Annotated in this window: 9 protein-coding genes; 2 read left to right on the top strand and 7 right to left on the bottom strand. The window is 70.8% G+C overall.

All coding sequences use genetic code 11. The annotated features are described in order from the left end of the window. Positions 1 to 86: 86 nt before the first annotated feature. The 7 genes from RBJ65_RS18795 to RBJ65_RS18765 all read right to left on the bottom strand — a co-directional run bounded on the left by RBJ65_RS18795 (position 87) and on the right by RBJ65_RS18765 (position 8,833). Positions 87 to 1,070: an N-acetylglucosamine kinase gene (locus RBJ65_RS18795; RefSeq protein ID WP_306317342.1), complete on the bottom strand. Its 984-nt coding sequence runs from the start codon at positions 1,068 to 1,070 to the stop codon at positions 87 to 89. After that, a complete protein-coding gene (locus tag RBJ65_RS18790) occupies positions 1,067 to 1,744 on the bottom strand; it encodes a uracil-DNA glycosylase (RefSeq protein ID WP_306317341.1) in 678 nt (225 codons plus the stop codon). Before RBJ65_RS18790 ends, RBJ65_RS18795 begins: the two co-directional genes overlap by 4 nt. Before the next feature lie 118 nt (positions 1,745 to 1,862). Continuing rightward, on the bottom strand, positions 1,863 to 2,963 hold the full coding sequence (locus RBJ65_RS18785; protein ID WP_306317340.1) for an exo-alpha-sialidase: 1,101 nt from the start codon (positions 2,961 to 2,963) through the stop codon (positions 1,863 to 1,865). Between the two features lie 92 nt (positions 2,964 to 3,055). Further along, positions 3,056 to 5,092 carry a dipeptide ABC transporter ATP-binding protein gene (locus tag RBJ65_RS18780; protein ID WP_372341208.1) on the bottom strand — a complete coding sequence of 679 codons (2,037 nt, stop codon included), beginning with the start codon at positions 5,090 to 5,092 and terminating at the stop codon, positions 3,056 to 3,058. Positions 5,093 to 5,139: 47 nt separating this feature from the next. Then, entirely contained in the window at positions 5,140 to 6,045 is a 906-nt protein-coding gene (locus tag RBJ65_RS18775) for an ABC transporter permease (RefSeq protein WP_306317338.1), read from the bottom strand. Continuing rightward, positions 6,042 to 6,992 carry an ABC transporter permease gene (locus RBJ65_RS18770; protein WP_306317337.1) on the bottom strand — a complete coding sequence of 317 codons (951 nt, stop codon included), beginning with the start codon at positions 6,990 to 6,992 and terminating at the stop codon, positions 6,042 to 6,044. The genes RBJ65_RS18775 and RBJ65_RS18770 overlap by 4 nt, the downstream gene beginning before the upstream one ends. Continuing rightward, a complete protein-coding gene (locus RBJ65_RS18765; protein WP_306317336.1) occupies positions 6,989 to 8,833 on the bottom strand; it encodes a peptide ABC transporter substrate-binding protein in 1,845 nt (614 codons plus the stop codon). Before RBJ65_RS18765 ends, RBJ65_RS18770 begins: the two co-directional genes overlap by 4 nt. 228 nt (positions 8,834 to 9,061) lie before the next feature. Between RBJ65_RS18765 and RBJ65_RS18760 the strand changes: the two genes are divergently transcribed. Next, entirely contained in the window at positions 9,062 to 10,348 is a 1,287-nt protein-coding gene (locus tag RBJ65_RS18760; RefSeq protein ID WP_306317335.1) for an ROK family transcriptional regulator, read from the top strand. After that, entirely contained in the window at positions 10,345 to 11,961 is a 1,617-nt protein-coding gene (locus tag RBJ65_RS18755) for a M81 family metallopeptidase (protein WP_306317334.1), read from the top strand. The genes RBJ65_RS18760 and RBJ65_RS18755 overlap by 4 nt, the downstream gene beginning before the upstream one ends. Position 11,962 lies beyond the last annotated feature (1 nt).

Here is an 11,962-nt window from a genome sequence, read left to right as displayed (position 1 = left end):
AGCGGTATCCGTCCGTGATTGTCCTTTCAGTGACAAATTCTGCGAGTGTCCTGGTCCGGAGGGGTGTGCACGACAATGAAAGTGAATTACGGCACACGTGGAAACGGCACGTGCAGGAGGCGCGGATCGTGCGGCAGCCGGAGCCCGTCAGCGGCGAGGGCGGCGGCGATCACGAGGGAGCCGTGCAGGGGGTCGCCGGTGGCGGGCACGGCTTCGGCGGACGGGAGCAGCCCGGCCAGTTCCTCGCGCAGCGGCCCGAGCAGCGGCTCACCCATCTTGAACAGGCCGCCGGTCAGCGCGACGTCACCGCCGTCCGTCGGGCAGACCGCCGCGGCGGCCTCCGCGATGTGCGCCGCCGCCGCTCGCAGGATGCCCGCCGCCACCGGGTCGTCCCCCGAGCAGCGCGCCACGTCGGGCGCGAACGCGGCGAGCGCCGCCGGGCGGTCGGTGCGCGGGTAGATGTGGCCCGGCAGTTCGACCGCGGGGCCGAACCGTTCCTCGGCGAGCGCGAGCAGCGTCGTGCTTCCGCCGCGCCGCCCGTCGAAGGCGCGCATCGCGGCGTCGAGCCCGGCCCGCCCGATCCACGCGCCGCCTCCGCAGTCGCCGAGCAGGTGCCCCCACCCGTCGGCCCGCCGCCAGCCCGCGAGGTCGGTGCCGAGGGCGATCATCCCGGTGCCCGCGGCGACCACCGCACCGGGCCGCTGCCCGAGCGCACCGGCGTACGCGGTGACACCGTCGGCCGCCAACGCGAGCCGCCCCACGCCCAGTTCACGCGCGAGCGCCCCCGGCAGCTCGGCCCGCAGTCCGTCGCCGAGCGTGGCCATCCCGGCAGCCCCCAACGCGAGGGCGGAGACCGCGGGTTCCCCCGCCTTGGCCAGCAACTCCCGCGCCATCGGCAGGAGTTGCTCCATCATGTGGGCCGGGTCGATACCGGTCGCCGATGTGCGTACGGGAATCGTCGACGCCGTCGTCAGGGCGCGCTCGAATCCGTCGTCCGGTGCCAGCGCGACCCGCAACCCCGAGCCGCCCGAGTCCACCCCGAGTACCCACTCGGTGGCGGCGAGCGTCACGGCAGCCGCCAGTCGATGGGCCGCGCGCCTTGGCGGTCGAGGAGTTCGTTGGCGCGGCTGAACGGGCGCGAGCCGAAGAAGCCGCGGTCCGCCGACATGGGGGAGGGGTGCGGCGACTCGACCGCGGGGTAGGCGCTGAGCAGCGGCCGCAGGTTCCTCGCGTCGCGGCCCCACAGGATCGACACCAGCGGCGTGCCGCGCGCGGCGAGGGCGCGGATCGCCTGCTCGGTGACCTGCTCCCAGCCCTTGTCGCGATGCGAGGCCGGGCGGCGCGGGGCCACCGTGAGCGACCTGTTGAGCAGCAGCACGCCCTGCTCGGTCCACGGAGTGAGGTCGCCGTTCGAGGGCTGCGGGAGGCCCAGGTCGGTGTTCAGCTCCCGGTAGATGTTGATGAGGCTGGGCGGCAGCGGGCGTACGTCGGGAGCGACGGAGAACGACAGTCCCACGGCGTGCCCGGGGGTCGGATACGGATCCTGCCCGACGATCAACACCCGCACGTCGTCGAACGGTTGCTGAAAGGCGCGCAGCACGTTGGCGCCCGCCGGGAGGTAGGTGCGTCCGGCGTTGATCTCCGCGCGGAGGAATTCCCCCATCGCGGAGATCTGTCCGGCCACGGGCTCAAGGGCCTTCGCCCAGCCCGCTTCGACGATTTCGTGCAGAGGTCGTGGTGCCACGGGCGTCACCCTACTGCCGCACCTGCCTCCCGCCTCAACCGGCTGCCGGCAACCTCCTGTCGTGGTAAGGGCGGTGCACGGCGCCCCTTCCGGACCGTCCCGGCCGCGTGAGCTCGTGTCATCCCACCACCGCCGCCCGCACGCACAGCACGTCCGGCAGATGCTCCGCCAACTGCTCCCATGTGTCTCCGTCGTCGGCGGAGCCGTACACCTCGCCGTTCCGGTTGCCGAAGTAGACGCCCGCCGGGTCGTTGTCGTCCGTGCACAGGGCGTCACGCAGCACCGTGCCGTAGTGGTCCTCCTCCGGGAGCCCCCGGGTCAGCGGCTCCCACGTGCCGCCGGCGTCCTGGGTGCGGTAGACGCGACAGCGGTGGTCGGCGGGGACGCGGTCGATGTCCGCCGTGATCGGGAAGATGTACGCCGTGTCACCGCGGTGCGGGTGCGCGGCGGCGGCGAAGCCGAACGTGGACGGGAGGCCCTCGCCGATGTCCTGCCACTTCCCGCCGCCGTCGTCGCTGCGGTACACGCCCCAGTGGTTCTGCAGGTACAGGCGGTCCGGGTCGGCCGCGTCCCGCGTCACCTTGTGCACGCACTGGCCGAACTCGGGGTTCGGGTCGGGCAGGAACACGGCCGCCACTCCGTTGTTCGCAGGGTCCCAGCTCTCCCCGCCGTCCGCCGTGCGGAACACCCCGGCCGTGGACACGGCCACCGTCACCGCGCGTGGGTCCCGCTCGTCCGTCAGGATCGTGTGCAGGCCCTCTCCGCCGCCGCCCGGTACCCACTGCGAGCGCGTCGGGTGCTCCCACAGGGGGCGGCACAGTTCGAACGTCTCGCCGCGGTCCTCCGAGCGGTACAGCGCCGCCGGTTCCGTGCCCGCGTACACCACGTCGGGTTCGGCGGCCGCGGGGTGCAGCTGCCACACCCGCTCCAGTGAAGTCCCGGTGAATTCAGGGAACTTGACGGCGGGTTTGGACGGCTCGGTCCACGAGCGGCCCAGGTCGTCCGAGTGGAAGACGGACGGACCGTAGTGCGCGCTGTCGCCGCCCGCGAGGAGCCGTGGTCGCTCCCCGCGGGTGTCGATGGCGACCGAGTACACCGCCTGCGCGTTGAAGTACGGACTCTCGTCGAACTCGAACCCGCCGGAGCCCGAGCCGCCGCCGCGCTTGCGGCCCAGGAAGAGCCCTTTGCGGGTGCCCACTGCCAGCAATACGTCAGTCATGCCGATACCTTCCGAAACGTCGTTGTCTCCAGGTATCCGTCAGTCTGCACCCCACCACTGACAATGGCCCTCGCACCGGCCGTCGCCCCAGGTCAGGCCGGTGTCGGCACGGCCAGCGGGAAGTGGCACGCCACCCGGTGACCCGCCGAGTCCGGCGTCGACACGGGCGGCTCCGTCGTCGCGCACACGTCCCGCGCGATCGGGCACCGCGTACGGAACCGGCAGCCCGACGGGGGCTTCGCCGCCGAAGGGGTCTCCCCGGAGAGCGGGGTTCCGACGGCCGCCGCCTCGGGGTCCGGGGTGTTCACCGTGTCGAGCAGGCCGCGCGTGTACGGGTGCAGCGGATGGTTGTAGACCTGCTCCGCCGGGCCCACCTCCACCAGCTTGCCCAGGTACATCACGCCGACCGTGTCCGCGAGGTAGCGGACCACCGCCAGGTCGTGCGAGATGAACAAGTACGTGAGGCCGCGCTCGCGTTGCAGTTCCCGCATCAGGTTCAGGATCTGCGCCTGCACCGAGACGTCGAGCGCCGACACCGGCTCGTCCGCCACCACCAGGTCGGGCGAGAGCGTCAACGCCCTTGCCAGGCCGAGGCGTTGGCGCTGGCCGCCGGAGAACTCGTGCGGGTAGCGGTGCACCGCGCCGCGCGGCAGACCCACCGCGTCGAGGAGTTCGCCGATCAGCTTCTCCTGCTCGGCCTTGTCGCCGACGCCCTGGATGACGAGCGGTTCGCGCAGGATCTCGCCGACCCGCATCCGCGGGTCCATCGCCGCCGTCGAGTCCTGGAACATGAGTTGGACGTCGCGGCGGTGCGCGCGCCGCTCCGCGCGCGACAGCGAAGCGCGGTCCCGGCCCCCGAAACGTACGGAACCCGCCGTCGGCTCCTCCAGGCCCGCGACGATCCGGCCCAGCGTCGTCTTCCCGCAGCCGGACTCGCCGACCATGCCGAACGTCTCGCCCTTGCGGATGCTCAGCGACACCCCGCCGACCGCGCTCACCGTGCCGCGACTGCGCGAGAACGGGCCGCCCTTGAGCGGGAACTCCTTGACCAGCGCGTCGAGTTCGACGAGCACGTCTTCGCCCGGGGGCGACTGCTCCGGGATCACGGGCGGCGCGATCACCTCGTCGGCGGCCACCGCGTCCGCCTCGTGCGGCACCGGGTGGAAGCACGCGAACCGGTGCTCCGCGCCCTGCGTCTCGTCCTCCTCCAGGAAGGGTTCGAGTGTCCGGCAGTCCTCCGTCGCGAACGTGCAGCGCGGCGCGAACCGGCAGCCCGTGGGCCGCACCGTCAGGCTCGGCGGCAGGCCGGGGATCGTGTGCAGCTGCGTCTCGTTGTCCGCCGCGCGCTCGGGCAGCGCCGCGAACAGCGCCTCCGTGTAACGGTGCCTCGGGCGCGCGAACAGGCCCCGTACATCGGACTGTTCGGCCACCTGACCCGCGTACATGACGGCCACCCGGTCGACCCGGTTGGCGATGACACCGAGGTCGTGCGTGACCAGGATCATCGCCATGCCGAGCCGCTCGCGCAGATCGTCGATGAGCTCCAGGATCTGGTGCTGTGTCGTCACGTCGAGCGCCGTCGTCGGCTCGTCAGCGATCAGCAGCTTCGGCTCGCAGACCAGCGCCATCGCGATGGCGACGCGCTGGCGCATGCCGCCGGACAGCTGGTGCGGATACGCCTTCATGCGCTCGGCGGGCTGCGGCATGCCGACCAGGCGCAGTGTCTCCTCGGCGCGCGCCCACGCCTCCTTCTTCGACACATCACGGTGCAGCAGCAGCGGCTCCGCCACCTGCGCGCCGATCGTCATCGTCGGGTTGAGGGAGGTCAGCGGGTCCTGGAAGACCATGCCGATGGTGTTCCCGCGCACGTCCTGGAGGACGGGGGCGGGCGCCGCCGCCAGGTCCTGGCCGTCGAAGAGGATCCGGCCGCCGGTCACCTCGCCGCCGGCCGGCAGCAGGCCGAGGACCGACAGGGCGGTCATGGTCTTTCCGCAGCCGGACTCGCCGACGATGCCGAGCGCTTCGCCGGCCGCCAGGTCGAGGGAGACACCGTCGAGGGCGTGCACGGTGCGGTCGCGCGTCGCGATGTCGACCCGGAGGTCCTCGACGCGGAGCAGGGGAGTCGTCATGGTCGTGGTGCGGCCCTTCTCGCCGTTCAGGTCCATTGATCCGTACGTCACTTGCGCAGCCGTACTTCGAACGCGTCGCGCAGCCCGTCGCCGATGAAGTTGAACGCGGCGACGACCAGGACGATCGCGATGCCCGGCGGGAAGATCAGCCACCAGTAGCCGTTCTGCGTGTAGGTGATGCCGGCGGACAGCATCGAGCCCCAGTCGGCGGACGGCGGCGGGATGGACAGGCCGAGGAAGGCCAGGTAGCTGACGTAGAGGATGGCGTCGGCGATCTGGAACGTACAGTTGACGATGACCGTGCCGATCGCGTTCGGCACGATGTGCTTGAAGACCGCGCGGGCGCCGCCACCGCCCATCATCCGCATCGCCTGTACGTACTCGCGGTTGCGCAGCGACAGTGCCTCGCCGCGCACCAGGCGGGCCGGGGAGAGCCAGGCGACGCCCGCGATGATGAGGATCAGGATGCCCTTGCTGGGCGTGATGATCGCGGCCACCACGACGAGCAGGAACATCGCCGGGATGGCGAGCGCCGCGTCGGTGACCCGCATCATCGCCGCGTCGACCCAGCCGCCGAAGTACCCGGCGACGGCGCCGTACACGGTGCCGAACAGCGTAGCCAACAGCCCGGCGGCCAGGCCGATTTCGAGCGAGGTCTGCCCGGCGACCATGAGCCGGCCCACCATGTCGTAGCCGAGGTCGGTGGTGCCGAGGAGGTGTCCCGACGTACCCGGCGCGAGATTCGCCTGCGACAGGTTGGTGTGAACCTGCTCGGTCGGGTGGATCAGCGGGCCCAGATAGCAGAAGGCCAGGAGCAGGACGAGGAGGAGTACGCCGCTCAGGGCGAGCTTGTTGCCCGTGAACACGCGCAGGGTGCGGCGGGCCAGCGAGGGCGTGGCCTGGGCCGCCTCCTCGTGCCCGGGTATGACTGAGGTCGTCGCAGCGGTGGTCATGACACGCTCCGGATCCGCGGGTCGAGGACGGCGTACAGGATGTCGGTGAGCAGCGAGCCGAGGACGGTCGCGATGCCGACGACGAGGGTCACGCCGAGGAGTACGGGGAAGTCCGAGCCCTGCGCGGCGTTCCAGAACAGCAGCCCCATACCGGGGTAGTTGAACATCGACTCGACGACGAGGGCGCCGCTGAACAGGGTCGGGAGGTACAGGCCGAGGAGGGTGGCGAGCGGGATCAGCGCGTTGCGCAGCACGTGCTTCACCATGATCCGGCGGCTCGACTGGCCCTTCGCCATGGCCGTGCGCACGTATTCCTCGGTGAGGTTGTCGAGGACCGCCGAGCGCATGTAGCGGCTGAACATGGCGACGATGCCGAAGGCCATGGTGACGACGGGAAGGATCAACCCGGGTATGTCGCCCAGGAGTTGGCCGATCGTCTCGCCCTGTGGAGCCTCCGCCGGGAAGATCGGCAGCACCTGCGCGAACAGGATGATCATGACGAGGCCGAGGAAGAACACGGGCGTCGCGTACATCAGGAACGCGAGCCCCGTCAGCGCGTAGTCCGACGCCTTGCCGCGCCGCACCGCCTGGAGCAGGCCCAGCGGCACTGCGATCACGACCGCGAGCACCGTGGACATGAGGGTGAGGAGCAGCGTCTTCGGCAGGCGCTGCGTGAGCAGGTCGATGACCGGCGAGTTGAGCTTGTACGACTCGCCGAGGTCGCCCGACACGAGGCGCTTCAGGTACATCAGGTACTGCGTCGGCAGCGAACGGTCGTAGCCCTGCTGGTGGTTGAAGTGCTCGATCTGCTGCGGGGTGCCCTTCGGGCCGAGGATCGCGCGGGCGGGGCCGCCCGGCAGCAGGTGCAGGAGAGTGAAGACGATGATCGAGACGAGGAACAGGACGACGAGCGCCTGAAGGAAACGCTTGACCAGAAAGCCGGTCACTTCGCGGCTCCCTTCTTGACGAAGTACCAGTGCGAGGGCTGGAAGGTGACCGTCGGGTTCTGCTCGATGCCGCGCAGGTCGTTGCGGATGACCGACACCTGGTACGCGGGGTTCGGCATCCACATCACCGGTAGCTGCTGCGCCAGGTACGCGCCGTACTTGTGCATCGGCTTCATGTCCGGCGCATGCTGCACGGCGCGGATGAGGCGGTCGGCCTTCTTGTCGCTGTAGTTGCCGAAGTTGGATGAGGCGCCGGTGGAGAAGAGCTGCTCACCGCTCGGGTTGAGCGGGTAGTACCAGCTGCCTGCCGTGCCGAAGAACGACATGTCCCAGTCGCAGCCGGAGTCCTTCGCCTTGCACGGAACGGAGTTGCCGAGTACGGAGTTCAACGGCTGCTGACGCACCGTGAGGTCGATGCCGGCCTTGCTCAGCGAGGACTTGAGCTCCTGCATCATGTTCGTCGTCTCGGTGGAACCGGACTGGGTGAGCAGGGTGAGTTCCAGCGGGTCGTTCTTCCCGATGCCCTTTCCGCACGCGTCGTCACCGGTGCCGGGCCGCACGCAGCGCGCCGTGCCGTCGCCGTCCGTCTTCCAACCGTGCGCGGACAGCAGCGACTTGGCCTTGGAGACGGAGAACGGGTACTGGTTGTGCGCCATGTCCTTCGACAGGTACTGGCTCTTCGGGGTGACCGGCACCGGGCCGAGCGTCGGGGTGGCGCTGCCGTGCCAGATGACCTTGCTCATGGCCTTCTGGTCGACGAGGTGCTGCATCGCCTGCCGGATGTAGAGCTGGTTCATCTCCGGGCCCGCGTGCGTGGAGTTGAAGTTGTAGACGATGTACGTGACCGCCCAGCCCTCCCACGGGTCGACGCGGTACCCCTTGTCCTCGAACTTCTTCTTCTGCGCCGTCACCGACGGCGGGATGTAGCCGTAGTCGACGCCGCCGGCCCGCAGCACGTTGTACTCGGAGTCGGCGGTGGTGAACGGCTTGAAGACGACCTTGTCGAGGTGCGGGCGCTCCGACTTCGGGCCGGTGTACTTCTCGTTCGGGACCAGCGTCACCTGCCCGCTGTCCCGCCAACCGGCCAGCTTCCAGGGTCCGTTGACCGTCTTCCACAGTGGGTCGCTGCCGTACGAGCCGAGCTTCTTGGCGTGCCGCGTGAGCCGCGCGAAGACCGCCTTGGCGCCCTTCGTCGTCCGGTCGAAGTCGCCGATCTTCCCGCCGTCGGTCTTCGCGTCCCAGGCGTGCTGGGGCATCGCGCGCATCAAGGAGAGCTGGTTCGCGGTGAACCAGTCCGGGTTGTACGCGCGGTTCAGGCGCAGCCGTACGGTGTGGTCGTCGACGGCCTCGAACTTCTTGACGTTGTCTGGCATGGTGCCGACCGAGTAGCTGCCCCAGTCGGCTTTGTTCGCCTTGACGAGGTTGAACCAGAACTCCAGGTCACGGGAGGTCACGGCGGTGCCGTCGGACCACTTGACGCCCTGGCGCAGCGGCACGGTCACCGTCCTGTTGCCGTCGCTGTACTTCGGCTTCAGGCCCAGCGTGCTGGGGCCCTGCGTGTCCAGTTCGCCCTTCTTCTGCACGGCGTCGTACACGGGCATGTAGAGCTGCGACTGGATCGCGTAGTTGTAGGAGCCGCCGTAGCCGGGGGCGCCGATCGGGAAGATCCAGTTCGGGGTCGCGGCGGGCGGCAGCGCCATGGTGGCCGTGCCGCCCTTCACGGGGGTGCCGCCGGTGGGGCCCATGGCGATGGCGCCGCCCTCGTGCGTGCAGCCGGTGAGCGCCACGAGCGCCGCCGCGATGGCGAGCGCCGCGGGCGCCTTTGACCGATGAGAACGCATGCCGAAGGGCCTCCAAGGGGACAGGGGTCAGCCGCGTGTGACGGTTCGACGAGGCGGCGCCCGAACGCTAAGTCGGCCGTTCGAAGCAAGTCAATAGGTTCATTCGGAAAGTACTTCAAAATCCGGGAGGGCCTGGCGGACTTGGTTCGGGCGTGGTTAGTGTTCGGCTTGCGATCGAACGAACATTCCGAAGTAAGTGACCAGTAGGCCAGTGGCCAGGGGGACGTGATGGCGGACACCGCGAACGAAGGCGAGCCGGGTTCGGCCCAGCACATACTCCGGCTCGTGTCGTCCGGCGCCGCCTCCTCCCGCGCCGACCTCGTCCGGGAGCTGGGCCTCGCCCCGTCCACCGTCTCGCTGCGCGTGCAGGAGCTGGTGGCGCAGGGCGTGCTCACGGAGTCCGGCGAGGGTGCCTCGCGCGGCGGGCGCCGGCCCCGGCTGCTCCGCGTCAAGGCGCACGGCGGCGTCGCGCTCGCCGCCGACCTCGGCAGCAGGCACGCCCGGCTCGGCGCCGTCGACCTCGGCGCGGAGGTGCGGGGCGCCGTCGACCTGCCGCACGACATCACCGCGGGACCCGAGTCCGCCGTCGACTGGCTGTGCGGTCAGGTGGCCCAACTCGCCGAGCGGCAGCGGGAGTCGGGGCGGACCGTGCGCGCGCTCGGCGTCGCCTTCCCCGGCCCCGTCGACCCGGCGGACGGCCGCGTCCTGAGCCCCTCACGGATGCCGGGCTGGCACCGCTACCCGCTGCGCGACGTCCTCGCCGAGCGGCTCGGCATGCCGGTCACCGTCGCCAACGACGCCACGATGATGGCGGTCGGCGAACACCGCACCACCCGCCCCGACACGGACCACATGGTCGTCGTGAAGGCGGGGCGCGGCATCGGCAGCGGCGTCATCGTCGCGGGCCGCCCGCACGACGGCGCCAACGGAAGCGCCGGGGACATCAGCCACGTACGCGTGGAGGCGGCGGGGGACCGGCCGTGCTCCTGCGGGAACATCGGCTGCCTGGAGACCGTCGCGAGCGGCGCCGCCCTCATCCGCGAACTCGCCGCGCAGGGCGTCGACGTGGCGAACACCACCGAGCTGCTGCAACTCGTCGCCGACGGCGACCCCGTCGCCACCACCCTCGTACGCGCCGCGGGACGGCACATCGGCACCGTGCTCTCGGTCGTCGTGAACTTCTTCAACCCGCGCGCCGTCGCCATCGGAGGCGTCCTCGCCACCGCCGAGCCGTTGGTCGCCGCCGTACGCGGCGTGCTCTACGAGCGCTGCCTGCCGCTCGCCACGGCGGACCTGGAGATCACGACGACGGCGGCGGGCCGCGACGCGGGCCTGCTCGGCGCGGGCCTCACGGCGCTGCACCACAGCCTGTCCACCACGGTCCCTACGCAGAAGAACCCGAAGGACCCGAAGGACCCGAAGGACCCGAAGGACTCCAGGGACTCGAAGGACTCGAAGGACTCCAGGGACCCGAAGGACTCGAAGGACTCGAAGGAAGAGAGCTCCCACGCATGACCAGCAGCACCGCCAACACCCCGCCGATCACCGGCCGCCGCCTGCGCATCGGCATCGGCGGCATCGGCATCGAGTCGTCCACGTTCTGCCCGCACCGCTCCACCACCGAAGACTTCCGGCAGACGCGCGGCCAGGACCTCCTCGACCGCTACACGTGGACGCGGGCCGACTCGGACCTCGCCGAGCACGTGGAGTGGGTGCCGCTGCTGCATGCGACGTCGCTGCCCGGCGGCCCCGTGGAAGCCGAGTCGTATCTGATCCTCAAGAACGAACTCGTCGCGCGCATACGGGAGTCGGGCCCGCTCGACGGCCTCGTCTACGACATCCACGGCGCGATGAGCGTCATCGGCCTCACCGACGCCGAGGGCGACCTCACGGAGGCGGTGCGCGCCGCGCTCGACCACGTAGGAACTCCCGACGGCACGCGACCCATGATGTCCACGGCCATGGACCTGCACGGCAATGTGTCCCGCCGCTTCGCGGAGCCCGTCGACCTGCTCACCGCCCACCGCCTCGCCCCGCACGAGGACGCCTGGGACACCCGCGAGCGCGCCGCCCGCAACCTCGTGACCTGCCTGCGCGAAGGCACCCGCCCGCACCGCGCCTGGGTCCAGGTCCCGGTCCTCCTCCCCGGCGAGAAGACCAGCACCCGCCTGGAACCCGCCAAGTCCCTCTACGCCTCGCTCGCCGACATCGAGCAGAAGGACGGCATCCTCGACGCCGCCATGTGGGTCGGCTACGCGTGGGCCGACGAGCCGCGCTGCAAGGCGGCCATCGTGGTGACGGGCGAGGACGCCGAACTGGCCGCCCAGGAAGCCGAGTCGCTGGCCCGCCGCTACTGGGACGCCCGCAAGGACTTCGTCTTCGTCGGCCCGACCGGCGGCGCCGAGGAGTGCGTCGCGAAGGCGGTCGCGTCCGACAAGCGGCCGTTCCTCATCAGCGACTCCGGTGACAACCCGACGGCGGGCGGCGCGGGCGACCTCGCGTACATGCTGGGCAAGCTGCTGGAGAACGACGAGATCCGGGAGGGCCGGGTCACCGCCGTGCACCCCGGCATCACCGACCCGGCCGCCGTGGCCCGCTGCTTCGAGGCCGGCGTCGGCGCCGAGGTCACCCTCTCCGTCGGCGGCAAGGTCGACGCGAACCACGGCGGGCCGTACGAACTCACCGGCACCGTCGAGGCGTTGCAGCGCGCCGACGCGCAGCCGGACGGGGCCGCGGGCGGGGCGTACGACCGGGGTGTCGACATGGCGGCCGTACGCGTCGGTGGCCTCACCGTGATCCTCGTCGAGCGCCGCAAGCCGTTCCACACGCTCGCCGACTTCACCGGTCCGGCCAAGGGCGGGCTCGGCATCGACCCGCGGACGTACGACCTGGTCGTCGTCAAGATCGGGTACCTGGAGCCGGAGCTGTACGACATGGCCGCGGACTGGTTGCTCGCGCTCACCCCCGGCGGCGTCGACCAGGACCTGGTGCGCCTGGGACACCACCGGGTGGAGCGCCCGCTGTACCCCTTCGACGAGGATGCGTACGAGGGCGCGGACGAGGGCGCGGACGAGGCCGGTTCCGAAGCGGGTCCCGACCTCACGCCCACCCTCCTCCAACTCCTCTAAC

The sequence above is a fragment of the Streptomyces sp. KL109B genome, assembly GCF_030766935.1.
In the GTDB taxonomy this organism is placed as follows: Bacteria; Actinomycetota; Actinomycetes; order Streptomycetales; family Streptomycetaceae; genus Streptomyces.
Note: the sequence above shows the minus strand (reverse complement) of the source record. Positions and strands in the feature narration are given on the sequence as shown.